The sequence below is a fragment of the Nocardioides islandensis genome (assembly GCF_015352455.1).
Classification (GTDB): Bacteria; Actinomycetota; Actinomycetes; order Propionibacteriales; family Nocardioidaceae; genus Nocardioides; species Nocardioides islandensis.
The window spans coordinates 108,543-130,992 of the sequence record NZ_JADKPN010000004.1; the positions used below are offsets into that span (position 1 = coordinate 108,543).

Annotated in this window: 24 protein-coding genes and 1 pseudogene; 5 read left to right on the forward strand and 20 right to left on the reverse strand. The window is 71.7% G+C overall.

What is annotated here, in order from left to right:
* Positions 1-3: 3 nt before the first annotated feature.
* The 8 genes from secF to pdxT all read right to left on the reverse strand — a co-directional run bounded on the left by secF (position 4) and on the right by pdxT (position 7,253).
* The gene (secF, locus tag ISU07_RS09375; RefSeq protein ID WP_194706526.1) at positions 4-1,239 is read right to left on the reverse strand and encodes a protein translocase subunit SecF; all 1,236 of its coding nucleotides are present in this window, start codon (positions 1,237-1,239) and stop codon (positions 4-6) included.
* Positions 1,239-3,065, reverse strand: coding sequence for a protein translocase subunit SecD (secD, locus tag ISU07_RS09380; RefSeq protein WP_194706527.1), 1,827 nt, complete (start codon positions 3,063-3,065; stop codon positions 1,239-1,241). The genes secF and secD overlap by 1 nt, the downstream gene beginning before the upstream one ends.
* Before the next feature lies 1 nt (position 3,066).
* A complete protein-coding gene (yajC, locus tag ISU07_RS09385) occupies positions 3,067-3,411 on the reverse strand; it encodes a preprotein translocase subunit YajC (RefSeq protein ID WP_194706528.1) in 345 nt (114 codons plus the stop codon).
* Between the two features lie 118 nt (positions 3,412-3,529).
* Positions 3,530-4,612: a Holliday junction branch migration DNA helicase RuvB gene (gene ruvB, locus ISU07_RS09390; RefSeq protein WP_194706529.1), complete on the reverse strand. Its 1,083-nt coding sequence runs from the start codon at positions 4,610-4,612 to the stop codon at positions 3,530-3,532.
* A gap of 4 nt (positions 4,613-4,616) precedes the next feature.
* A complete protein-coding gene (gene ruvA / locus ISU07_RS09395; protein ID WP_194706530.1) occupies positions 4,617-5,216 on the reverse strand; it encodes a Holliday junction branch migration protein RuvA in 600 nt (199 codons plus the stop codon).
* A complete protein-coding gene (gene ruvC / locus ISU07_RS09400; RefSeq protein ID WP_228521622.1) occupies positions 5,213-5,728 on the reverse strand; it encodes a crossover junction endodeoxyribonuclease RuvC in 516 nt (171 codons plus the stop codon). Before ruvC ends, ruvA begins: the two co-directional genes overlap by 4 nt.
* Before the next feature lie 107 nt (positions 5,729-5,835).
* Entirely contained in the window at positions 5,836-6,600 is a 765-nt protein-coding gene (locus ISU07_RS09405) for a YebC/PmpR family DNA-binding transcriptional regulator (RefSeq protein ID WP_194706532.1), read from the reverse strand.
* Between the two features lie 20 nt (positions 6,601-6,620).
* On the reverse strand, positions 6,621-7,253 hold the full coding sequence (pdxT, locus tag ISU07_RS09410) for a pyridoxal 5'-phosphate synthase glutaminase subunit PdxT (RefSeq protein WP_194706533.1): 633 nt from the start codon (positions 7,251-7,253) through the stop codon (positions 6,621-6,623).
* Positions 7,254-7,308: 55 nt separating this feature from the next.
* On the opposite strand from pdxT, the gene ISU07_RS09415 reads away from it, so the two are divergent.
* Positions 7,309-7,881: a peptidoglycan-binding domain-containing protein gene (locus ISU07_RS09415; RefSeq protein ID WP_194706534.1), complete on the forward strand. Its 573-nt coding sequence runs from the start codon at positions 7,309-7,311 to the stop codon at positions 7,879-7,881.
* On the opposite strand, the gene ISU07_RS09420 is transcribed toward ISU07_RS09415, so the two are convergent.
* Together ISU07_RS09420 and ISU07_RS09425 are read right to left on the reverse strand one after the other, a co-directional pair.
* Complete coding sequence (locus tag ISU07_RS09420) at positions 7,878-8,570, reverse strand: response regulator (RefSeq protein ID WP_194706535.1); 693 nt, start codon at positions 8,568-8,570, stop codon at positions 7,878-7,880. The genes ISU07_RS09415 and ISU07_RS09420 overlap by 4 nt on opposite strands.
* Positions 8,567-10,159: a sensor histidine kinase gene (locus ISU07_RS09425; RefSeq protein ID WP_194706536.1), complete on the reverse strand. Its 1,593-nt coding sequence runs from the start codon at positions 10,157-10,159 to the stop codon at positions 8,567-8,569. Before ISU07_RS09425 ends, ISU07_RS09420 begins: the two co-directional genes overlap by 4 nt.
* Before the next feature lie 90 nt (positions 10,160-10,249).
* On the opposite strand from ISU07_RS09425, the gene ISU07_RS09430 reads away from it, so the two are divergent.
* A complete protein-coding gene (locus tag ISU07_RS09430) occupies positions 10,250-11,611 on the forward strand; it encodes a cation:dicarboxylate symporter family transporter (RefSeq protein ID WP_194706537.1) in 1,362 nt (453 codons plus the stop codon).
* Between the two features lie 183 nt (positions 11,612-11,794).
* Here ISU07_RS09430 and pdxS read toward each other — a convergent pair whose 3' ends face one another.
* From pdxS to ISU07_RS25060, 5 genes and pseudogenes are all read right to left on the reverse strand, one after another.
* Entirely contained in the window at positions 11,795-12,691 is an 897-nt protein-coding gene (gene pdxS / locus ISU07_RS09435; RefSeq protein ID WP_194706538.1) for a pyridoxal 5'-phosphate synthase lyase subunit PdxS, read from the reverse strand.
* 33 nt (positions 12,692-12,724) lie between these two features.
* Complete coding sequence (gene pgsA / locus ISU07_RS09440; protein ID WP_194706539.1) at positions 12,725-13,360, reverse strand: phosphatidylinositol phosphate synthase; 636 nt, start codon at positions 13,358-13,360, stop codon at positions 12,725-12,727.
* Positions 13,361-13,372: 12 nt separating this feature from the next.
* Positions 13,373-14,617 (reverse strand): ROK family transcriptional regulator, encoded by a 1,245-nt coding sequence (locus tag ISU07_RS09445; RefSeq protein ID WP_194706540.1) that lies wholly within the window; start codon positions 14,615-14,617, stop codon positions 13,373-13,375.
* A 6-nt stretch (positions 14,618-14,623) separates the two neighbouring features.
* Positions 14,624-14,974, reverse strand: a complete 351-nt coding sequence (locus tag ISU07_RS09450) for an ABC transporter permease subunit (protein WP_323742519.1) — start codon at positions 14,972-14,974, stop codon at positions 14,624-14,626.
* A gap of 232 nt (positions 14,975-15,206) precedes the next feature.
* Positions 15,207-15,956 (reverse strand): annotated as a pseudogene (locus ISU07_RS25060) (thiamine pyrophosphate-binding protein); the annotation flags it as partial.
* Here ISU07_RS25060 and ISU07_RS09460 point away from each other — a divergent pair.
* Positions 15,934-16,551, forward strand: a complete 618-nt coding sequence (locus ISU07_RS09460; protein ID WP_194706541.1) for a hypothetical protein — start codon at positions 15,934-15,936, stop codon at positions 16,549-16,551. The pseudogene ISU07_RS25060 and the gene ISU07_RS09460 overlap by 23 nt on opposite strands.
* A gap of 6 nt (positions 16,552-16,557) precedes the next feature.
* On the opposite strand, the gene ISU07_RS09465 is transcribed toward ISU07_RS09460, so the two are convergent.
* Together ISU07_RS09465 and ISU07_RS09470 are read right to left on the reverse strand one after the other, a co-directional pair.
* The gene (locus ISU07_RS09465; RefSeq protein ID WP_194706542.1) at positions 16,558-17,178 is read right to left on the reverse strand and encodes a hypothetical protein; all 621 of its coding nucleotides are present in this window, start codon (positions 17,176-17,178) and stop codon (positions 16,558-16,560) included.
* Between the two features lie 378 nt (positions 17,179-17,556).
* Positions 17,557-17,922, reverse strand: a complete 366-nt coding sequence (locus tag ISU07_RS09470; protein ID WP_194706543.1) for a DUF2568 domain-containing protein — start codon at positions 17,920-17,922, stop codon at positions 17,557-17,559.
* Positions 17,923-17,987: 65 nt separating this feature from the next.
* On the opposite strand from ISU07_RS09470, the gene ISU07_RS24450 reads away from it, so the two are divergent.
* Entirely contained in the window at positions 17,988-18,119 is a 132-nt protein-coding gene (locus ISU07_RS24450; RefSeq protein ID WP_267238912.1) for a hypothetical protein, read from the forward strand.
* 35 nt (positions 18,120-18,154) lie between these two features.
* On the forward strand, positions 18,155-18,649 hold the full coding sequence (locus ISU07_RS09475) for a GNAT family N-acetyltransferase (RefSeq protein WP_194706544.1): 495 nt from the start codon (positions 18,155-18,157) through the stop codon (positions 18,647-18,649).
* Here ISU07_RS09475 and ISU07_RS09480 read toward each other — a convergent pair.
* The 3 genes from ISU07_RS09480 to thrS are packed head-to-tail and all read right to left on the reverse strand — an operon-like array spanning position 18,646 to position 22,351.
* Positions 18,646-19,191 (reverse strand): HIT family protein, encoded by a 546-nt coding sequence (locus ISU07_RS09480; protein WP_323742520.1) that lies wholly within the window; start codon positions 19,189-19,191, stop codon positions 18,646-18,648. The genes ISU07_RS09475 and ISU07_RS09480 overlap by 4 nt on opposite strands.
* Entirely contained in the window at positions 19,188-20,357 is a 1,170-nt protein-coding gene (locus tag ISU07_RS09485; RefSeq protein ID WP_194706545.1) for an acyl-CoA thioesterase/bile acid-CoA:amino acid N-acyltransferase family protein, read from the reverse strand. Before ISU07_RS09485 ends, ISU07_RS09480 begins: the two co-directional genes overlap by 4 nt.
* Before the next feature lie 5 nt (positions 20,358-20,362).
* Positions 20,363-22,351 (reverse strand): threonine--tRNA ligase, encoded by a 1,989-nt coding sequence (thrS, locus tag ISU07_RS09490; RefSeq protein ID WP_194706546.1) that lies wholly within the window; start codon positions 22,349-22,351, stop codon positions 20,363-20,365.
* Between the last annotated feature and the right edge of the window lie 99 nt (positions 22,352-22,450).

Below are 22,450 nucleotides of genomic sequence, written 5' to 3' on the forward strand. Positions count from 1 at the left end.
CGGTTACTTCTTGCCGCGCTTCGAGCGCGGCTGGCGCGTCGGCTGCGTCCGGCGCGAGGCCGGGCTCTCCTCCACCGGGCGCTGCGCCTGCGGTACGACGCGGCCGCGGCCGGTCGGGACCGGTCGCTGCGGTGTCGTGGTCGCGGTGACCTCGTGGCCGGCGTGCTCGTCCTCGTCGTCGAGGTCGTCGTCGGCGTCGCGCACCGGCATGTCCTCGGTGAACACCGGGACCGCGGCGTACCGGTCGGCCTCGTGACGGCGGCGGGTCGCCAGCCGCTTCTCCAGCGCCTTGTTGGCGGCCTCCTTCTCCTTCATGTGCGCCAGGAGGGGCGTGGCGATGAAGATCGAGGAGTAGGCACCGGCCGCCATGCCGACGAACAGCGCGAGGGCGAGGTCCTTCATCGAGCCGGAGCCGAGCTGGACCGCGCCGACGTACAGGATCGCGCCGACCGGGATGAGCGCCACGATCGAGGTGTTGATCGAGCGCACCAGGGTCTGGTTCACCGCGAGGTTCGCGGCCTCGCGGTAGGTGCGGTGGCTGGCGCGGAGGTTCTTGGTGTTCTCGCGCACCTTGTCGAACACGACCACGGTGTCGTAGAGCGAGAAGCCCAGGATCGTCAGCAGGCCGGTGACGGTCGCGGGCGAGACCTCGAAGCCGGACAGTGCGTAGACGCCGACGGTGATGATCATGTCGTGCGCCAGGGCCACGATCGCGGCGACCGACATCTTCCACTCGCGGAAGTAGGCCCAGATGAAGAGCACCACCAGGATCAGGAAGACGATGAGTCCGGTGAGCGACCGCTTGGCGACGTCCTTGCCCCAGCTCGCGCCGATCTGCTCCTGCTGCATCTGCGAGGGCTTGGCGTCGAGGGTCTGGAGGATCGCGTCGACGACCTTCTGGTTCTCCGCCGTCGACAGGCTCTTCGTCTGGATGATGACGCTGTTGGAGCCCGACGTGGTCACGACGGGCGCGGACGCACCGTCGACCCCGGTGCCGGCGACGGCCTGGCGCACGGCGTCCGCCTGGTCCTGGCCCACCGAGGAGCCCGCCAGCGTCACCTTGTACTGGGCGCCACCGACGAACTCGATGCCCATGTTGAGGCCCTTGAAGTACAGGCCGGCGACAGCGAGCAGGATGATGACGCCGGACGCGGCGTACCAGACGTAGCGACGGGCGACGAAGTCGACCGACTTCTTGCCCGTGTAGAGGTCGTTGCCGAGCCTCGAGAACTTGCCCATCAGGCCTTCCCTCCAGCCGTCACCGGGGCGATGTTGATGCGGTCCACACCGAGCGCCTCGGCGTCGAGACCGGAGAGCTTGTGGCCCCGGTTGAAGAACGGGTGCCGCGCGAGCCAGGACACCATCGGGTGGGTGAACCAGAAGAACACCACGAGGTCGATGACCGTCGAGATCCCGAGGGCGAAGGCGAACCCGCGCACCACGCCCGCGGCGAAGATGTAGAGCACGACGGCCGCCAGCAGGGAGACCGCGTCCGCCGCCAGACAGGTGTTCCGTGCGCGCTTCCAGCCCGCTTCCACGGCCACCCGCATGGACTTGCCGTCGCGCATCTCGTCACGGATGCGCTCGAAGTAGACGATGAACGAGTCGGCCGTGATGCCGATGGCGACGATGAGGCCGGCGATGCCGGGCAGGGTCAGGGTGAAGTTGGCCGCCTTGTCGAGCAGCAGCACGAGTGCGTAGGTGATCGACGCGGCGACCAGCAGTGACGCCAGGACCACGAGGCCGAGGCCGCGGTAGTAGAAGAGGCAGTAGATCATCACCGCGCCGAGGCCGATCGCCCCGCCGATCAGGCCCCACTTCAGCTGGTCGCCGGCCAGGGAGGGACCGATGGTCTCGACCGAGACGTCCTTGTCGAAGGCGATCGGCAACGAGCCGTAGCGCAGGCTCAGCGCGAGGCTCTGCGCGGACGCCTGGTTGAAGTTGCCGCTGATCTCGGCCTGGCCGTTGGTGATGATGCCGTTCATCGTCGGCGCCGACAGCACCTTGCCGTCGAGCACGATCGCGAACAGCTTCTGCGTGCCGTAGAGCGCCTGCGAGATCTTCGCGAACTCGTCGCTGCCGTGGCCGTTGAAGTCCAGGTTGACGACCCAGTTCAGCTGGTTCTGCGGGATCCCGGCCGACGCGTTGTCGAGGTCGGTGCCCTCGACCATCGAGACCGACAGCAGGAACTTCTGGCCCTGGTCGTCGCACGCCAGCAGCGGCAGCTTGGGGTTGTCGCCCTCGGTCGTCTTGCCCGTCTCGGGGTCGACGTTCTTGGAGATCGTGTTGGCGCCGTTGTCGCAGGAGAAGGCGTTGTACGCCGCCACTGACTTCGCGTCGGGGTTGTCCATCCACGTCAGCGGGTCGTTGATGTCGGGCGTGCCGCCCGCGCCGTCGGTCGCCCCGTCGGTCGGCGTGGCCGTGGCCCCGTCCGTCGGGGACGAGCTCGGGGAGGCGCCGTCGGTGGGTGACGCCGTGCCGGACGGGTCCGCGGACTTGGTCTTCTTGCCGTCGAGCAGGAACCCGGGCCGGTTGTTGCCGGTGCTGCCGCTCGCGCTGGAGGACGGCTTCGTCTTGGGCGTCTTGGTGGCCGACGGGCTGTCGCTCGGCAGCAGCACGCCGCCACCCGGCGAGACCGAGGGGGTCGGCTCGGCGGTCGAGCTGCCCGTCGGGCTGGCCGGCGCGGTCGGCGTCGCGGTGCCGACGCCGCTCTGGGCCACGACGCGGAACCGCAGCTGGGCCTGGCGCTCGACCGTCTCGACAAGGTCGCGCCGGCTCTTGCCGGGGATCTCCACCACGACGTACTGGTTGCCCTCGGTGGTGACCTCCGCCTCGGAGACACCCGAGCCGTTGACGCGCTGGTCGATGATGCCGGCGGCCTCCTTGAGGTTCTCCGACGTCACGCCGTCGCCGACGGCGGTCAGCCGGATGCGCGTGCCGCCCTCGAGGTCGAGGCCCAGGGCGGGCTTCCAGGAGCCGGCCAGGGCGACCAGGCCGTACATGACGAGGATCCCGAGGAAGAAGATCGCGAGGGTGCGCTGCGGACGCGCCGTGCGACGGGCCATCTCAGCGCTCCCCGGTCTGGTTGTCGGTCGGGTCGGTGCTCTCGGAGCCCACGGAGTCTGAACGCTCGGCCTCATCGGAAAGTTCGGCCTTGGTCACCACGGTGCCGACGGCGCCGCGGGCGACGGTCACGACCACACCCGGGGCGATCTCGACCTCGAACCTGTCGTCCACGACGGCCTGGACCGTGCCGAAGATCCCGGAGGTCAGCATCACCTCGTCACCGACCGCGATCGCCGACTGCATCCGCAGCGTCTCGCGCTGACGGCGCTGGGCCGGCCGGATCAGCAGCAACCAGAACAACAGGGCGATGCCCACGAGGGGCAGCAGGGAGGCAAGGCTCTCCACGACAAACAGACCTCTTCACAAGGGGTTCCTGGGGAACGCCAGCCACTCACCGGGGCCGACCGACTGTGAAGTGTAACCGTGCGTGCTGCAGGTCACGGCATCGCCATGACCCCGGCTCTCACTCCTCGAAAAGCGTCGGTTCTCCCGGTACGGCGGGGGGCACGGGCGGCGCCTCCAGACCCAGGTGCCGCCAGGCGGCGGGGGTGGCGACCCGGCCCCGCGGCGTGCGCGCGAGGAAGCCCATCCGCACCAGGAAGGGCTCGGCGACCTCCTCGACGGTCTCGCGCTCCTCCCCGACCGCCACGGCCAGGGTGGAGATGCCGACCGGTCCCCCGCCGAAGTGCCGGCACAGCACCTCGATGACCGCGCGGTCGAGGCTGTCGAGGCCGAGCTCGTCGACCTCGTAGAGCTCGAGCCCGCGTCGGGCGACCTCGCGGGTGAGCACCCCGTCGGCCTTGACCTGGGCGTAGTCGCGGACCCGCCGCAGAAGGCGGTTGGCGATGCGCGGCGTGCCCCGGGAGCGGGAGGCGATCTCGGAGCCCCCGTCGTCGGTCAGGTCGACGCCGAGGAGCCCGGCCGAGCGCCGGACGATGCGCTCGAGGTCGTCGGACTCGTAGAACTCCAGACGCGCGGTGAACCCGAACCGGTCGCGCAGCGGCCCCGGCAGCAGGCCGGCACGCGTCGTCGCGCCGACCAGCGTGAACGGCGGGATCTCGAGCGGGATGGCCGTGGCGCCGGGGCCCTTGCCGATGACGACGTCGACGCGGAAGTCCTCCATCGCCATGTAGAGCATCTCCTCGGCGGGCCGGGACATCCGGTGGATCTCGTCGACGAAGAGGACGTCCCCGTCGTTCATCCCCGACAGGATCGCGGCCAGGTCGCCGGCGTGGGTGATGGCCGGGCCGCTGGTCAGCCGCAGGGGCGCGGTCATCTCGTGGGCGATGATCATCGCCAGCGTGGTCTTGCCGAGGCCGGGAGGTCCGGAGAGGAGCACGTGGTCCGGCACGCGGCCCCGGTTGCGCGCGGCCTCGAGGACGAGCCCCAGCTGCTCGCGCACCCGCTTCTGGCCGACCACCTCGTCCAGCGTCTTCGGTCGCAGCGCCGCCTCGACCGCGCGCTCGTCGCCCTCGGCCTCGGCGGCCGTCAGCGAGCGGAGGTGCTCGGTCTCCTGTGCTTCGAGGTGGTCCACGGGCTCGCTCATCCGCCTAGGCCTTGCTCAGGGTGCGCAGGGCGGAGCGAAGCAGCAGCGCGATCTGCGGGTCGTCGCCGGCCTCGGGCGCGACCGCCTCGACGGCCGCGTCGGCGTCCTTGGCCGACCAGCCGAGGCCGACCAGGGCCTGGAGCACCTGGTCCTTCCAGGGCGCCGGGGCCGTCGGCGTACGGCCGTGGCGTGCGTGGCCGACCGGCGCGCCGAGCCGGTCCTTGAGCTCGAGGATGATCCGCTGCGCCCCCTTCTGGCCGATGCCGGGGACCCTCGTCAGGGTCTTGGTGTCGTCGGAGGCGACCGCGACCCGGAGCTCGTCGGGCTCCAGGCAGGCCAGGATCGACTGGGCCAGCTTGGGACCGACGCCGGACGCCGTCTGCACGAGCTCGAAGCAGGTCTTCTCGTCCTCGTCGAGGAACCCGAACAGCGTCAGGGAGTCCTCCCGGACGACCATGCTGGTCGGCAGGGTCGCGACGTGGCCGGTGCGCAGCGTGGCGAGCGTGCCCGGCGTGCACATCAGCTCGAGCCCGACTCCTCCGACCTCGAGGACGGCGCTGTTCAGGGTGACGGCGGCGACCTCGCCGCGGACGAACGCGATCAACGGGACCTCCCTCGGGCGGCGGCCAGGGCCGCGTCGATGCGGGCCTGGGCCCCGCCGCGCCAGATGTGGGTGATGGCCAGCGCCAGCGCGTCGGCGGCGTCGGCCGGCTTGGGGGCGGCGTCGAGCCGCAGGATGCGCGTCACCATCGCCCCGACCTGGGCCTTGTCGGCGCGGCCGCTGCCGGAGACCGCGGCCTTCACCTCGCTCGGGGTGTGCAGGGCGATGGGCAGCCCGCGCCGGGCCGCCGCGACGAGGGCGATGCCGCTGGCCTGGGCGGTGCCCATGATCGTGCTGGAGTCCGACCGTGCGAACACCCGCTCCACCGCCACCGCGTCGGGCCGGTGCTCGTCGAGCCAGGCGTCGATGCCCCTCTCGATCGTCACCAGCCGCTCGGCGATGGGCAGGTCGGCGCTGGTGCGGATCACGTTGACGTCGACCAGGGTCAGCGGGCGGCCGACGGACCCCTCGACCACGCCCATGCCGCAGCGGGTCAGCCCCGGGTCGATCCCCAGCACGCGCACGTCTGGCCGCCTTCCGTCCGAACAGGTGTTCGCACGTCACGCTATCCGCGACCACCCGCCGTACGGCGTGCGACACGCGGCGCCGCCGCGGCCGGCGGTCAGGCGTCCAGCTCGGCCATGACCTCGTCGGAGACGTCGAAGTTGGCGAAGACGTTCTGCACGTCGTCGGAGTCCTCGAGAGCCTCGATGAGGCGGAACAGCTTGGCGGCGTTGTCCTTGTCGAGCTGGACCTGCATGTCCGGCACGAACTCGGCCTCCGCGGAGTCGTAGTCGATCCCGGCGGCCTGGAGTGCCGTGCGTACGGCGACCAGGTCGGTGGCCTCGGAGACGACCTCGAAGCTCTCCCCCAGGTCGTTGACGTCCTCGGCGCCGGCGTCCAGCGCGGCCTCGAGCACGTCGTCCTCGGAGACCGTCTTACCCTCCTGCTGCTGCGGGACGATCACCACGCCCTTGCGGTTGAACAGGAACGAGACCGAGCCCGGGTCGGCCAGCGAGCCGCCGTTTCGCGTCATGGCGGTGCGGACCTCCATGGCGGCGCGGTTCTTGTTGTCGGTCAGGCACTCGATGAGCATCGCGACCCCGGCCGGCCCGTAGCCCTCGTACATGATCGTGGTGTAGTCGGCGCCGCCCGCCTCCGCACCGGAGCCGCGCTTGACCGCGCGGTCGATGTTGTCGTTGGGGACCGAGGACTTCTTGGCCTTCTGGATCGCGTCGTACAGCGTCGGGTTGCCGCCGGGGTCACCGCCGCCCATGCGGGCCGCGACCTCGATGTTCTTGATGAGCTTGGCGAACATCTTGCCGCGGCGGGCGTCGACGACGGCCTTCTTGTGCTTGGTGGTCGCCCATTTCGAGTGGCCGGACATGCGCTTTCAGTCCCTCTTCCCTACGGCTGTGCCAGTCGTTGGTTCACGAGGTCGACGAAGAGCCGGTGCACCCGGCCGTCGCCCCCGACCTCGGGGTGGAACGACGTCGCCATCAGTGGTCCCTGACGGACCGCCACGATCCTACCGGCGGCCCGACCGTGGGCCGGGTCCTCGCCCACCCGGGCGAGCACGTCGACGCCCTCACCGACGGACTCGACCCACGGCGCACGGATGAAGACGGCGTGCACGGGGTCCGTCAGCCCGGCGAAGTCCAGGGACGTCTCGAAGGAGTCGACCTGGCGCCCGAACGCGTTGCGCCGCACGGTGATGTCGAGACCGCCGAGGGTCTCCTGGTCGGCGGTGCCGTCCTCGATCCGGTCGGCCAGCAGGATCATCCCGGCGCAGGTGCCGAAGACGGGCAGGCCGTCGGCGATCCGGGCACGCAGCGGGTCGAGCAGGTCGAAGATGCGGAGCAGCTTGGCGATCGTGGTCGACTCCCCGCCCGGCACGACCATGCCGTCGACCGAGGCCAGCTCGGACTCGCGGCGTACGGCGAGTGGTCGCACGCCGAGGGACTCCAGCACGTGCAGGTGCTCGCGCACGTCGCCCTGCAGGGCGAGCACACCGATCGTCGGCGTGGCGGGAGCGGGCACGCGCGCAGGCTAGTGCCCCCTTCCGGTGCGCCCGAAACTGCCGCACCATGGGTCGATGCGGACCCTCGCCTCGGTCGTGGTCACCCTGCTCGTCAGCGTTCTCCTCCTCGGGTTCCTCGGTCCGGCCGCCTCCGGCGCGGCCCCGCCCACCGCCGGCCGGCAGGCGACCTGCCAGCGCACGCTCCCGTCGTACCCCGAGATCAAGCGCGGCACGACCAGCAGGGCCGTGCGCTCGTTGCAGTGCGTGCTCAACGACGCCGGGTTCGGGCCGGTGACCGTCGACGGGTTCTACGGGCCCGAGACGCAGGCGGCCGTGAAGGAGCTGACCGACGGGTTCGAGTGCTGCATCAAGAACCCGCTGCGGGTGCGCACCTGGTACTGGGTCATCCTCTTCACCGCCTCCCACAAGCTGGGCGGGCTGGAGCGCGGCGACAGCGGCATCCGGGTGAAGACGTTGCAGCGGGCGCTGCGCGCCGACGGCGAGACGCTCGCGGTCGACGGCGCCTTCGGCGGGCAGACCGAGCGGGCGCTGATGGCGTTCCAGGAGAACTGCCAGGAGAAGCAGACCGGCCGGGTCGACCAGCAGACGCTGTTCAACCTGTCGCAGGGCGGGTGCGGCGCGAGCTAGCTGCCCGTGCCCCAGCGGTACTCGACCTCGGGCCGCCCGCTGCCGCCGTACCGCGGGCGGCGCCCGACCGCCCCGGAGTCGGCGAGGTGCTCGAGGTACCGGCGGACCGTGACCCGCGACGCGCCGACGACCTCCGCGACCTCGCTCGCCGATCGCCCGTCGGGGGCGGCGGCCCGCACCGCGGCCGATACCGCCGCCAGCGTCTCGGGGCTCATCCCCTTGGGCAGCCCGGGGCCGCCGGCGGAGGCGCGCAGCGGGTCGAGCAGCCGGTCCACCTCGTCCTGGGCGAGGTCGGCGTTGGCCGCGGCCAGGCCGTCGTGGTACGCGGCGTACTGCTCGAGCTTGGCGCGGAAGGTGGCGAACGAGAACGGCTTGAGGAGGTACAGCACGACGCCCTGCGCGACCGCGTGCCGGACCACCTCGGCGTCGCGAGCGGACGTGACCGCGACGACGTCGACGAGCCGGCCCTGCGCACGCAGCCGCTGGACCAGTCCGAGCCCGTGGCCGTCCGGCAGGTGCATGTCGAGCAGCAGGAGGTCGACGCCGGGATCGGACTTCAGGAACCGCGCCGCCTCGCCGGCCGACCGGGCCACACCGGCGAGCTCGAAGCCGGGGACGCGGCCGACGTACGTCGCGTGCGCCTCGGCGGTCAGCTGCTCGTCCTCGACGACGAGGACCCGGACATTCATGCCGTGACTCGGCTCGGGTGCATCACCACGACGAACTCGGCGCCGCCCTGCGGCGAGCGGCCCACCCGTACCTCGCCCCCGTGCCGGCGCGCGACCTGCGCGACCAGGGCCAGGCCCACGCCGCGGCCCGCGGCCTTGGTCGACCAGCCGCGCTCGAGCACGCGGGCCGCCGCGTCGTCGTCGAGCCCAGGCCCGCTGTCGCGCACGGTCACCGTGAGGGTGTCCGCGTCGCCGGCGAGCTGTACGTCGACGCGCTTCCAGGAGGCGCCGGCCACCGCGTCGAGCGCGTTGTCGACCAGGTTGCCCAGGACGGTGACCAGGTCGCGGGCGGGTACGCCGCCACCCGAGGGCAGCTCGCCCGTCACCGTCAGGTCCACGCCCCGCTCCGCCGCCTCGGCGCTCTTGCCCAGCAGCAGGGCGGCGACCACCGGGTCGCCGACCGCGCCCACGACCTGGTCGGTGAGGCGCTGGGCGACCTCGAGCTCGGTGGTCGCGAACTCCACCGCGTCGTCGGGCCGGCCCATCTCGATGAGGGACACGACGGTGTGCAGCCGGTTGGCGGCCTCGTGCGTCTGCGAGCGCAGCGACTCGGTCAGCCCGCGGACGGCGTCGAGCTCGCCGGTCACCGACCGCAGCTCGGTGTGGTCGCGCAGCGTGACCACGGCGCCGACGTCCCGGCCGGCCCAGGCCGCCGGGGCCGACGAGACGAGCAGGATGCGGTCGCCCGCGACGTACAGGTCGTCGCTCTCGGGCGTCGTGCCCCTGGCGGCGGCGACCAGGCCCGGCGCGAGCCCGAGGTCGTCGAGGTGCCGGCCGACGACGTCCTCGGGGAGGTCGAGCAGGCGCCGCGCCTCGTCGTTGACGAGCTGCACGCGGCCGTCGGCGTCGACGAGGAGCAGGCCCTCGCGGACGGCGTGCAGGACCGCCGAGTAGTACTCGTACATCCGGGTGATCTCGCGCTCGCCCATCCCGTGGGTCTGCCGCTGGAGGCGCCGGCTGACCAGCCAGGCGCCGAGCAGGCCGGCGGCCAGCACCGCGAGCGCGACGAGCAGCACCTTGAGGACGTCGTCGCGCAGCTGCCGGTCGATGGACGCGACGGTGATGCCGACCGAGACGAGGGCGACGACGCGGTCGCCGTCGGCCGGGTCGCGGACGGGGACCACGGAGCGCATCGACGGCCCGAGGGAGCCGGTGTACTGCTGGGTGAAGATGCCACCCTGGGGCGCGTCGCCGAGGTCGCCGACGAACTTCTTGCCGATGAGGCTGGGCGTCGGGTGGCTGTAGCGCGTGCGGTCCAGGCCCATCACCACGACGAAGTCGACGTGGGCGTCGAGGCGGACGTCCTCGGCGTACGGCTGGATGACCGTCGACGGGTCGGGCCGGTCCAACGCGTCCACCACCGTCGGCGAGTCGGCGACGGCGAGAGCGACCGCAACGGCGCGATCGGTGGCGGCGTCGCGCGCGTCGCGGCGAGCGTCGAAGGCCGCCAGCGTGATCGAGACCAGGACGAGGACGAGGACGACGAGCGCCTGGAGCAGCAGGATCTGTCGCGCCACCGACAGCTCCCGGACCCACCGCGGCGCGCGCACGGGTACATCCTTCCCCGGCGAGTGAGCCAGGTCACGAACTCAACGACCAGAACGGTGACGGCGTTCACACGGGCCAGGAGGGTGTGCGTCATGAGCATCCCTGGAACGACGGTCCAGAACCGGACCCACTACCTCTACATCGCGGTCATCGTCGCGGTGCTGCTCGGCATCGGGGTCGGCCTCGTCGCGCCGGACCTCGCCGTCGAGCTCAAGCCGCTCGGCACGGGCTTCGTCGCGCTGATCAAGATGATGATCCAGCCCGTGATCTTCTGCACGATCGTGCTCGGCGTCGGCTCCGTGGCCAGCGCCGCCCGCGTCGGCAAGGTCGGCGGCCTGGCCCTCGGCTACTTCCTGACGATGTCGACGTTCGCGCTCGCCATCGGCCTGGTGGTCGGCAACCTGCTGCACCCCGGTGAGGGCCTGCGCATCGACGACACCGTGTCGGCGGCCGGCCAGGAGCAGGCGGCCGGCGGGCACGGCAGCACCGTCGACTTCCTGCTGGGGATCATCCCCACCTCTCTTCTCTCGGGACTGACGTCCGGTGAGGTGCTGCAGACCCTGCTGGTCGCGCTCCTCATCGGCTTCGCCCTGCAGCGGATGGGAGCTGCCGGCAAGCCCGTGCTGGGTGCCGTCCAGCAGATCCAGAAGCTCGTCTTCCGCGTCCTGGCGATGATCATGTGGGCCGCTCCGGTCGGTGCGTTCGGCGCCATCGCGGCGGTGGTCGGCGAGACCGGGGTGGACGCGCTGAAGAGCCTGGCGGTGCTGATGTTCGGGTTCTACGTGACGTGCTTCCTGTTCGTCTTCGTGGTGCTCGGCACGGTGCTGAAGGTGACGACGGGTGTGAACATCCTGTCGCTGTTCAAGTACCTCGCCCGCGAGTTCCTGCTCATCCTGTCCACGTCCTCCTCCGAGTCGGCGCTGCCCCGGCTGATCGCCAAGATGGAGCACGCCGGCGTGGACAAGCCGACCGTCGGGGTCGTCGTACCCACCGGGTACTCCTTCAACCTGGACGGCACCGCGATCTACCTGACCATGGCGTCGCTGTTCATCGCCGAGGCGATGGGCGACCCGCTGTCGATCGGCGAGCAGATCTCGCTGCTGGTGTTCATGATGATCGCGTCGAAGGGCGCGGCCGGCGTGACCGGTGCGGGCATGGCGACGCTGGCCGGTGGCCTGTCCTCGCACCGCCCGGAGCTGGTCGACGGCGTCGGCCTGATCGTCGGGATCGACCGGTTCATGTCCGAGGCGCGGGCGCTGACCAACTTCGCCGGCAACTCGGTCGCCACGGTGCTGATCGGCCACTGGACCGGCGGCCTCGACCGCGGCCAGCTCGACCGGGTGCTCGCCGGTGACGACCCGTTCGACGAGGCGACGATGGTCGACGACGAGCCCGCGCCCGCGTCGGTTGCCGGCTCCCCGCCCGAGCCCGCCCGGGAGCCCGCGACGGTCTGATTCCGGAGTGTGCGTGTCGCCGCCGTGGGGTCCCCCACGGCGGCGACACGCCGTTCGGGACCGTCCACGACCCCGAGGACCGCATGCCTTGACGGGCCATCCTGGCGCTGGGGGGGGTGACGTTTCACCCGTCCAGCGCAGGTTTCACCGGCCGGCCGGTGAAACCGACACAGCCAGCGACCGCTACCAGCCCCGCTCGGCCAACCGGTGCGGCTGGGGGATCTCGTCGACGTTGATGCCGACCATGGCCTCACCGAGGCCGCGGGAGACCTTGGCGACGACGTCGGGGTCGTCGTAGAAGGTGGTGGCCTTGACGATGGCGGACGCGCGCTCGGCGGGGTTGCCGGACTTGAAGATGCCGGAGCCGACGAACACACCCTCGGCACCGAGCTGCATCATCATCGCCGCGTCCGCGGGGGTGGCGATGCCGCCGGCGGTGAACAGGACGACGGGCAGCTTGCCCGCAGCGGCGACCTCGACGACAAGGTCGTACGGCGCCTGGAGCTCCTTGGCGGCGACGTACAGCTCGTCCTCGGAGAGCCCGTGGAGGCGGCGCAGCTCGGCGCGGATGGTGCGCATGTGGGTGACGGCGTTGGAGACGTCGCCCGTGCCCGCCTCGCCCTTGGAGCGGATCATCGCGGCGCCCTCGGTGATGCGGCGCAGGGCCTCGCCCAGGTTGGTCGCGCCGCAGACGAACGGCACGGTGAACTGCCACTTGTCGATGTGGTGCGCGTAGTCGGCCGGCGTCAGCACCTCGGACTCGTCGATGTAGTCGACGCCCAGCGACTGGAGCACCTGCGCCTCGGCGAAGTGGCCGATGCGGGCCTTCGCCATGACGGGGATGGACACCGCGGCGATGATCCCGTCGATCATGTCCGGGTCGCTCATGCGGGAGACGCCGCCCTGGGCCCGGATGTCGGCGGGCACCCGCTCGAGGGCCATCACGGCGACCGCGCCGGCGTCCTCGGCGATCTTCGCCTGCTCGGGCGTGACGACGTCCATGATCACGCCGCCCTTGAGCATCTCCGCCATGCCCCGCTTCACGCGGGTCGTACCAGTACCGGTCGACTCCTGAACCATGGCTCAAGCGTACGGCGCGAGAGGGGTCCGGCCCTACTCGGGGACGACGGGTGAGCGGTCCAGGGCGATCGCCTGGCGACGCACCTTCAGCACCCGGAACACCACGGTGTACGCACTCGCCGCGGCCAGCACCCACAACACGCCCTCGACCAGCCACGGGACGTCCAGCAGACCGGTGAACCCGATGCCCAGCAGGATCGCGACCAGCCGGTCCGACCGCTCCGCGATGCCACCCCGGGCGTCGAGCCCCAGCGACTCGGCCTTGGCGCGGGCGTACGACGTGAGGTTGCCGGTCACCAGGCAGAACAGGGCGAGGCAGAGGTACAGGTAGCTGTCGCCCTCGTCGCCGGCGAAGTAGAGGGCCAGCCCGCCGAAGATCGCCGCGTCGCCGACCCGGTCGAGGGTCGAGTCCCAGAACGACCCGAACACCGAGGAGCGCCCGGACTTGCGCGCCATCGCGCCGTCGACCAGGTCGGAGAACACGAACGCCGCGATGAAGACCGTGCCCCACAGCAGCTCGCCGCGCGGGTAGAACGCCAGCGCGCCGACCGAGACCCCGATGGTGCCCACCAGCGTGACCGTGTCCGGGCTGACCCCGAGCTTGAGCAGCAGGTTGACGACGGGTGCGAGCACGACGCCCTGCCAGAACGCCTTGAACCTCTCCAACATGAGGGGAGCAGGCTACCGGGCCGCCACCGCGCCGGACGCCACCCGGTCCAGCACGCCGGCGGGGTCGGCGAGCAGCGGGGCGAACACCAGCTCCGCGGCGCCGCGCCACGGCGAGTCCAGACCGAAGGCCGACGAGCGGATCAGTACGTCACGACGCGGCGTCATCAGCGTCCAGCGGTCGACGACGCTCTCGATGACCGCCTGCCGGGAGCGCCACAGCGCGGCCAGCGACCCGCCGAGGACGATGATCTCGGGGTCGAAGATGTTGATGACCGCCCGCAGCCCGACCCCGATCCACTCCGCCACCTGCTCGAGGGCCTCGGTGGCGCGCTGGTCTCCTGCGGCGGCGGCCGCGATCACCTCGGCCACGCCGTCGGGACCGCCCCCGGGCAGGCGGCCGGCCGCGACGAGGAGGTGGTTCTCCCCCGCCTTCGTCTCCCAGCAGCCGACGTTGCCGCACCGGCACGGCTCGGTCGCCGCGCCGTCGACGAGGAGGTGCCCGACCTCCCCGGCGTACCCGCGCGCACCCGACAGCGGCACCCCACCGACCAGGAAGCCGCCACCGATGCCCACGCTGCCGTTGAGGTAGGCGACGTCGGAGTACCCCACCGCGGCCCCGCGCAGGTGCTCGGCCAGCACGCCGAGGTCGGCGTCGTTGGCGGTGAACACCGGCCGGCCGAGGCGATGCGACAGCTTCTCGGTGAACGGCTGGTCGACCCAGCCGAGGTTGGGGGCGAAGCGCACCAGGCCGTCGGCCTCGCGCACCGCGCCCGGCACCGAGACCCCCACCCCGAGGCACCGCACGTCGGGGCGGGCGGCCAGCACCTCCTCGATCATCTGCGCGGCGGACTCGATGACGTGCTCGACGTCGTGCTCGCCCGGCGCGTGCGGTCGCTGCCGCTGGAGCAGCACCTCACCACCGAGCGCCACCAGGGCGGTGACGATGCGGTCGACGCCGATGTCCACGCCGACGACCGTGTTGTCCCGGCGGGCTTCCAGCACCAGCGAGGGCCGCCCGGAGCGCCGTACGGCGTCCGGGAGCCGCTCGCTGACCAGGCCGAGGTCCTCGAGCTCGGCGGCCAGGGCCCCGATGGTGCTGCGGTTCAGCCCGAGCTCGCGCGTCAGGGACGCCCGGCTGATGGCGCCGTGCAGGTGCACGCGCGTCAGCAGCGCGCTCAGGTTGTTGCGTCGCAGCTCCTCCTGACCGAGACCCGTCTTCGTGGGGGATGTCGGAGGGCTGCCCGGTCGTCGGGTCACCGGCGTTCAGGCCCTGCCCGACGCCGATGCTCGTCTCCGGCTGATGGCGTCGACGCTGGCTGCGACCAGGAGGACCAGGCCGGTGATCATGTAGACGTTGCCGGTCGACTGGCGCAGCAGGCCCATGCCGTTGGCGATGACCGTGATCACCACGCCGCCGATGACGGCATCGGACACACGGCCCTTGCCGCCGAACAGGCTGGTGCCGCCGATGACGGCAGCGCCCACGCCGAACAGCAGGAACGTGCCACCGCCCGTGCTGGTCGACACCGAGTTGTTGCGGCTGGCGATGAGCAGGCCCGCGAAGCCCGCCAGGGTGCCGGTCATCACGAAGCAGGTCAGCTTGACGCGCAGCACGTTGATGCCTGACCGGCGCGCGGCCTCGGCGTTGCCGGACCTCGTCGGGGAAGACGAGGTGGGCGACGCCGCGCCGGTCGACGGCGTGCTTCACCGCCAGCGCGGCCAGCTCGGCGGGGTCGCTGCCCGCCGTGACGGTCGCGTTCCAGACCGACACGTCGCGGAACACGGCCTGCAGGTCGACGTCCTGGAACGCCCCGCGGCCCAGCACGCTCGACGGGACCTGCCCGGAGAGCGCCAGCACCGGCGAGCCGTCCAGCTTGGCGTCGTACAGGCCGGTCAGCAGGTTCGTCGAGCCGGGTCCGGCGATCGCGAAGCAGGCCGCCGGGCGGCCGGTGAGCTTGCCGTAGGCGCTGGCGGCGAAGGACGCCGCGCCCTCGTGCCGGATCCCGACGTACCTCAGCTCGCCGCGCTCCTCGGCCCGGCGCATCGCGTCGGCGATGCCCAGGTTCGAGTGGCCGACCATGCCGAAGACGGTGTCCACCCCGTGCGCGACCAGGGTCTCGACGACCGCGTCGCCGACGGTGCGGCCGCGTCCGTGGTGGGCGGGCAGCGCGACGTACGCGCCGTCCTCGCGCTCCTCCGCGTCGTACGCCGTGACCGCGTCCGTGAAGCCCTCCGGCGGCTTGCCGGTGCCCGGGTCGTAGTCGTACCCGTGCCACGGGCAGCGCAGCCAGCCGTTCTCGATCGAGCCCTCACCGACCGGGCCCCCTTGGTGCGGGCAGCGGTTCTCCAGTGCCCCGAGCCGGCCGGCACAACGGGTGAGCGCGACGGCGCGGCCGTCGACGACGGTGCTGGTGACCCGGCCCTCGGCGGGTACGTCGTCGCCGTCGACCCGGTGCCACTGCGTCGTCACCGTCTCGTCATCCACGGCTGTTCCCTCTCCCTCGCGGTTGCCCGAGACTGCTCTTGCTCCGTGTCGCTGACAAGGCGCGGCGTTACGTCGTAAGGAGAAGGAAATGGGCGGCGACTCCACCCTCATCACCACCCGGCGCTCGCTGCACGCCGTCGGCGAGCTGGTGCTGGCCGGACCGCAGCACGCGCAGACCGGCGAGATCTCGCTCCGCGCGCTCCCGGGCGGGTTCGGCACGACGCACACGCCGGACCTGCGCGTCGACGGCACCGACGTGGTCGGCCCCGAGGCGACGGTCGGCATCACCGGCCTGACGCCGGCCGCGCTGGGCCGCGCGCTCGGGGTCGAGGCCCGCGGTCTCGCCGACCTCTACCCCGACGGGTCCGGTGTCGGCCTGGACGACGTGCTGGAAGTCGACCCCGACGCGGCGGCGGTCGTCGCGGCGGCGTTCGCGGACGGCGACGCCGCCCTGCGCGCGCTCGCCCCCGACCAGACGCCGATCCTCTGGCCTGAGCACTTCGACATCGGCATCAGCGTCGGCGAGGTCAACTACGGCGTCTCGGCCGGCGACACGTACCTCGCCGTCCCCTACGCCTACGTCGGCCCCTGGTCCCCGCCCGCCGAGGACGACTACTGGAACGCCCCCTTCGGCCGGGCCGTCCCGGTCTCCGACATCGACGACCTCGCGGCGTTCTTCGCCGAGGGCAGGGACCGGGCAGGCTGAGGGCTGTCAGACGTGCTCGGGCACGCGCAGGTGCGCGATGGCGAGCTCGAACGCGTTGACGTCGACGATTCGCAGTCCGATGTCCTCGGCACCGGTGTCCCGGAGCTCCCGGGCCGCCGCGGCCGAAGCCATGAGGGCGTCGTGGTCCGCGAACCGTGCCGTGCTGCAGGCCCGACCGCTCGCCCGGTCGATCATCATGCTGGCGCTGCAGAAGCCGTGCATGTCCTCCAGCGTCGTCAGGACCCTGGTCCGGTAGTAGTCCAGCAGCGGGTCCATCTTGTCCGGCGTCATCTCGAGCCAGGTGGCCCGGCACCACGACCCCTCGTGGGCGTCGTGCTCGCGGTGCATCACCGCGATCTCCCACATGTCGACCACCGGTGTGCCGCCCATGATCTCCGCCGCCTTGGCGCGAGCGGACGAGACGTTGGCCGCGGATGCCACCATCGCGTCGTACGACGACCACGACGTGGTGGCGATCGACCGGCCATCCGCACGGTCCACCATCATCGACAGCCCGACACACCCGGGCATCTGCACGAGCATCGGCATGACCTCGTCACGTACGTAGGCGATCCCTGCCTCGATGGCGCCCGAGTCGCCGTTGATCGTCGTGGAGCGTGCGTGCATGTGCTCCTCCCATCGACAGGGCGGCACCCCAGCGGCACCGCCGCTCCTCGGCACTCTCCTCCGGCTGCGCACGGGGGACAAGGCATCGGGGCTTGCAGACCGATTCTTCTGCGGTCTCGTCTGTCTTCTTCCGCTCAGCGACGCAGGCGAATCGCCGCGAGGGCCCTCGCCACCGATTCGTCAGCGATCCTCCGGGCACCCGCAGCGCACACAGTGCTGACGAATCGCCCCCCGGGGCCCTCGCCACCCATTCGTCAGCGATCCTCCGGGCACCCGCAGCGCACACAGTGCTGACGAATCGCCCCCCGGGGCCCTCGCCACCCATTCGTCAGCGATCCTCCGGGGACCCGCAGCGCGCGGAGGGCTGACGAATCGCGGTCAGCGCGCCGAGCCGTCGTGGGCAGCCGCCAGGTCCCGGATGTCGCGGTGCAGCGCGACCGCGTTGACGACCAGCGAGAACACCAGCAGCGCCCAGGCCCACCCGTCGTACCCCGCGACGAACAGCCCGGAGACCGCCGAGCCGATGACCAGCACCTTCGCGGCGGGACGGACGACCGGCCCACCGAAGCGGGCCTTGGGCGAGGCGAACAGGAACCACACGAGCACGCCGGCCAGCGCCGCGACGACGGCCAGCCACCAGGCACCGGCCCAGGCCCCCCAGACGGCGAGCGCGGCCATCACGAGCAGCTCGTCGAGGAACACCAGCGCGAGCACGGACCAGCCCAGGGCCGGGGGAATCCTCACGCGTGGAGCCTAGGCGTAGGTTGGGCCCACGGAGCCACTCAGGCAACCGACTCGAGGGAGCCGCGATGAGCGACAAGTCGCCACGCCAGGGCATGTCCAAGAAGTCCGGGAAGTCCATCAAGGAGAAGCGCGCCGAGAAGCGCGACAAGTCCCACGTCGAGACGCTCTCGGAGAAGATCCACGACAAGAAGAAGTAGCAGCACCGTCGGACCCCGTCCCTAGGCTCGCTCGCATGAGCCCGACCGGCGCGAGCGTGACCCTGCGGCCCGGCACTCCCGACGACGCCGCGACCGTCGCGGACATCTGGCACGAGGGCTGGCACTCCGCCCATCCCGGGCACGTGCCCGACGGACTGACCGCGCGCCGGACGCTGGCCGCGTTCCACGACCGCGCCCCGCACCGCGTCGCCGACACGACGGTGGCCGAGATCGACGGTGAGGTGGTCGGGTTCGTCATGGTGGTCGCCGACGAGGTGGAGCAGGTGTACGTCGGCAGCGCCGCGCGCGGGTCCGGCGTGGCCGCGTTGCTGCTGGACGAGGCCGAGGCCCAGGTGGCGGCCGGCGGCCACGACGTCGCCTGGCTGGCGGTCGCATCGGGCAACGCCCGGGCGCGCGCGTTCTACGAGAAGCGCGGCTGGACCGACGCGGGGTACCTCCCCTACGAGGTCGAGGCGCTGGGCGAGCGGTTCGTCTCGCCCTGCCAGCGCTACGAGAAGGCCGTGCGCTAGGGGGCCCAGCCCTCGGCCAGCAGCGACCGTGTCTCCTGGAGCAGCTGCGGCAGGGTCTTGGTCCGGCCGATCACCGGCATGAAGTTGGCGTCGCCGACCCACCGCGGCACCACGTGCTGGTGCAGGTGCGCGCGGATCCCGGCGCCGCCGGCCGTCCCCTGGTTGATGCCGATGTTGAAGCCTTCCGCGTGCGAGACCGCACGTACCGTGCGCATCGCGGCCCGCGTCAGCGCCGCGATCTCGGCCGACTCCTCGTCGGTGACCTCGGTGTAGTCGGCGACGTGGCGGTACGGGCAGACCATCAGGTGCCCGGCGGCGTACGGGTAGAGGTTCAGCAGCACGTACGCCGTCTCACCGCGCCGCACGACCAGTCCGGACTCGTCGTCCAGCGACGGGATCCGGCAGAACGGGCACTCCTTCTCCGAGGCGTCGGCCGGCTTGTTCTCGCCGCGGATGTAGGCCATCCGGTACGGCGTCCAGAGCCGCTCGAGGCCGTCCGGCTCGCCGATCCCGTCCTGGTGCGCGGCATGGTGGTCGGTCACCGGGCCCCTCCCACGTGGTCGAGCAGCCGGCGCCAGGCATCCAGCCGGGCGCCCTGGTTGCCGGCCCGGCTGCCGCCGTTGCGCAGCGCCTGGTCGGAGATGATCGGGAAGCCGGGCGGGGTGGTGCAGAAGTGGCCGGCGTCCGGGTACGCCACGTGCACGACCCGGTCCCCCGCCCCCTCGCGCTCGGCGCGGGCCTCGGCGATCCGGCTCAGGCGCGCGCTGGGCCACATGGCGTCGTCCTCGGCGCTGAGCAGCAGCACCGGCCCGGTCGCCCGCTCCAGGGGGATCTCCGCCGCCGCGACCATCGAGGCGTCGTCGAGGCAGGCGCCCGGGTCGTCCTCGTCCTCGGCCATCTGGGCGACCGGCTCCCCGTCGTACCGCCACGCCGTCTCGAGCACGTCCGTACCCTCCCCAAAGGCGCCCCACGCCACCCCGCTGCCCACGAGCGAGGCCACCGGCCCGAGCTTGTCCGGCATCAGCGCAGCCGCCAGCAGCGCGAGCTCGCTCCCCCGCGAGGCACCGACAACGCACGGAGGCACGTCGTCGATGCCGTCCTGCGCGCGTAGCCAGTCCGCGGCCCGCCCGACCGTCTCGACGTCGACGTCGCGGAGCACGTCCAGGGTGCCGGGGAAGCCCCAGTACGCCAGCGACAGTGCGGCGACGCCGTGGCCGGCGAGCAGCGCGCCCGTCGCGGGCAGCCCCGGACCGGGGACCGACCCGCCGAGCAGGATCACGCCGCGGCTGGCACGGGGGGGCAGGAACAGCCGGCCGACCACGCCCGGCTCGCTGACCTGGTGCTCCCCCACGCCGTCGCCGAGCACCGGGCGGGCGTACGACGTCTGCACGACCGCGTCCTCACAGGTGGCGCGCAGCACGACCCGCATCGGGTGCAGCAGCGACCAGTCGTACGGCGCGTCCAGGGTCACGCTCCAGAACAGGCCGAACGGGTCGGTGCCGCTGTAGGTGCCGCCCGAGCTGGCGTCGGCGGCCGTGTCGACCTCGCCGTCCCGGTCCGCGACGTACGTTCCCGTGCAGCTCCACGACCGGCCGCAGAGGTCCAGCGTCGCCTCGATCGTCACGTCCGCACCGGGAGGTGCGCCGGTCAGCAGCACCCCGTCGGGGCTGTCGACCAGCGCGCCCGCCCGGCCGGGACGCAGCTGCACCTGGATCAGACCTGTTCGCGCGAGGCGACGGCGGCGGCCACGCGCTCGATGGCCTCCGCGACCGGTACGCCGTTGTCCTGGTGCCCGTCGCGGTAGCGGAACGACACCGCACCGGCCTCGATGTCCTGGTCGCCGGCGATCACCATGAACGGCACCTTCTGGAGCTGCGCGTTGCGGATCTTCTTCTGCATCCGGTCATCGGAGTCGTCGACCTCGACCCGCAGTCCCCGCGCACGCATCTGCTTCGCCACGTCGGCCAGGTAGTCGTTGTGCCGCTCGGCGATCGGGATGCCCTGCACCTGCACCGGCGAGAGCCAGGGCGGGAACGCGCCGGCGTAGTGCTCGACGAGCACGCCGATGAACCGCTCGATCGACCCGAACTTCGCGGAGTGGATCATCACCGGCTGCTGGCGGGTGCCGTCGGCGGCCTGGTACTCCAGCCCGAACCCGGCCGGCTGGCCGAAGTCGTACTGCACCGTCGACATCTGCCAGGTGCGGCCGATCGCGTCGCGGGCCTGCACCGAGATCTTCGGGCCGTAGAACGCCGCGCCACCGGGGTCGGGCACCATCTCGAGACCCGACTCGTCGGCCACCTTCTGCAGGATCGCGGTGGCGACCTCCCAGTCCTCGTCGGAGCCCTGGAACTTGTCCTTGTTCTTGTCGTCGCGGGTCGACAGCTCGAGGTAGAAGTCGTCGAGCCCGAAGTCGCGGAACAGCCCGAGGCAGAAGTTCAGCAGGTGCTTGACCTCGTCGGGTGCCTGCTCCTGGGTGACGTAGGAGTGCGAGTCGTCCTGGGTCATCCCGCGCACGCGGGTCAGGCCGTGCACGACGCCGGACTTCTCCAGCCGGTAGACGCCGCCGAACTCGAACAGCCGCAGCGGCAGCTCGCGGTAGGACCGGCCGCGCGACTGGTAGATCAGGTTGTGCATCGGGCAGCTCATCGCCTTGAGCCGGTACTTCGCGTTCTCGAACTCCATGGCGGGGTACATGGTCTCCGCGTAGTACGGCAGGTGCCCGGAGGTGTGGAACAGCCCCTCCTTGGAGATGTGCGGGGTGCCGACGTACTCGAACCCCTCCTCGATGTGCCGCTGGCGGACGTAGTCCTCCATGACCCGCTTGATCACCCCGCCCTTGGGGTGGAAGACCGCGAGGCCGGACCCGAGCTCGTCGGGGAAGGAGTACAGGTCGAGGTCACGCCCGAGCTTGCGGTGGTCGCGCTTCTCGGCCTCCTCGATGCGGTGCAGGTGGTCGGCCAGCGCCTCCTTGGACTCCCAGGCGGTGCCGTAGATGCGCTGGAGCTGCTTGTTCTTCTCGTTGCCGCGCCAGTACGCCGCGGCGCTGCGCATCAGCTTGAACGCTGGGATCCGCTTGGTGGTCGGCAGGTGCGGGCCGCGGCAGAGGTCGGACCAGGCCACCTCGCCGTCGCGACGGATGTTGTCGTAGATCGTCAGCTCGCCGGCGCCCACCTCGGCGGACGCGCCTTCGGCCGCGTCCTCGGCCTTGCCGGCACCCTTCAGCCCGATCAGCTCGACCTTGTAGGGCTCGTCCTTGAGCTCGACCAGCGCGTCGTGGTCGGAGACCACCCGCCGGGAGAACCGCTGGCCCTCCTTGATGATCTTGCGCATCCGGGTCTCGATCTTCTCGAGGTCCTCCGGCCTGAACGGCACCTCGACGTCGAAGTCGTAGTAGAAGCCGTTCTCGATCGGCGGGCCGATCCCGAGCCGGGCGTCGGGCCAGATGTCCTGCACGGCCTGGGCCATCACGTGCGCGGTGGAGTGCCGCAGGATGTCGTGGCCGTCCTTGCTGTCGATCGCGACGGCCTCGACCTCGTCGCCGTCCTCCAGTTCGTAGGCGAGGTCCTTCAGCTGGCCGCCGACCCGGGCCGCGATGACGTCCGGCTCCTCGGCGTACAGCTCCCAGGCCTTCGTGCCCGTCGTGACCGCCTTCTCCTCGCGCGCACCGGCGGTGACGAGGGCGATCTTGATGTCGGACACGGGCCTGCTCCTCTCGGGTCGTTCCGCTGGTCGAGGAGGGACGAAGTCCCGTCACGAGACCCCAGCGGACAGGCTGTCGATGCTAGCGAGCACTTCGGC

Coding starts and splice junctions, on each gene's coding strand:
- ISU07_RS24450 (WP_267238912.1), top strand. CDS start 17,988: ATGAGCGACAAGTCGCCACGCCAGGGCATGTCCAAGAAGTCCGGGAAG.
- ISU07_RS09430 (WP_194706537.1), top strand. CDS start 10,250: ATGAGCATCCCTGGAACGACGGTCCAGAACCGGACCCACTACCTCTAC.
- ISU07_RS09405 (WP_194706532.1), bottom strand. CDS start 6,600: ATGTCCGGCCACTCGAAATGGGCGACCACCAAGCACAAGAAGGCCGTC.
- ISU07_RS09465 (WP_194706542.1), bottom strand. CDS start 17,178: ATGCACGCACGCTCCACGACGATCAACGGCGACTCGGGCGCCATCGAG.
- ISU07_RS09420 (WP_194706535.1), bottom strand. CDS start 8,570: ATGAATGTCCGGGTCCTCGTCGTCGAGGACGAGCAGCTGACCGCCGAG.
- pdxS (WP_194706538.1), bottom strand. CDS start 12,691: ATGGTTCAGGAGTCGACCGGTACTGGTACGACCCGCGTGAAGCGGGGC.
- ruvB (WP_194706529.1), bottom strand. CDS start 4,612: ATGAGCGAGCCCGTGGACCACCTCGAAGCACAGGAGACCGAGCACCTC.
- ISU07_RS09415 (WP_194706534.1), top strand. CDS start 7,309: ATGCGGACCCTCGCCTCGGTCGTGGTCACCCTGCTCGTCAGCGTTCTC.
- ISU07_RS09460 (WP_194706541.1), top strand. CDS start 15,934: ATGGGCGGCGACTCCACCCTCATCACCACCCGGCGCTCGCTGCACGCC.
- ISU07_RS09475 (WP_194706544.1), top strand. CDS start 18,155: ATGAGCCCGACCGGCGCGAGCGTGACCCTGCGGCCCGGCACTCCCGAC.
- pgsA (WP_194706539.1), bottom strand. CDS start 13,360: ATGTTGGAGAGGTTCAAGGCGTTCTGGCAGGGCGTCGTGCTCGCACCC.
- secF (WP_194706526.1), bottom strand. CDS start 1,239: ATGGGCAAGTTCTCGAGGCTCGGCAACGACCTCTACACGGGCAAGAAG.
- secD (WP_194706527.1), bottom strand. CDS start 3,065: ATGGCCCGTCGCACGGCGCGTCCGCAGCGCACCCTCGCGATCTTCTTC.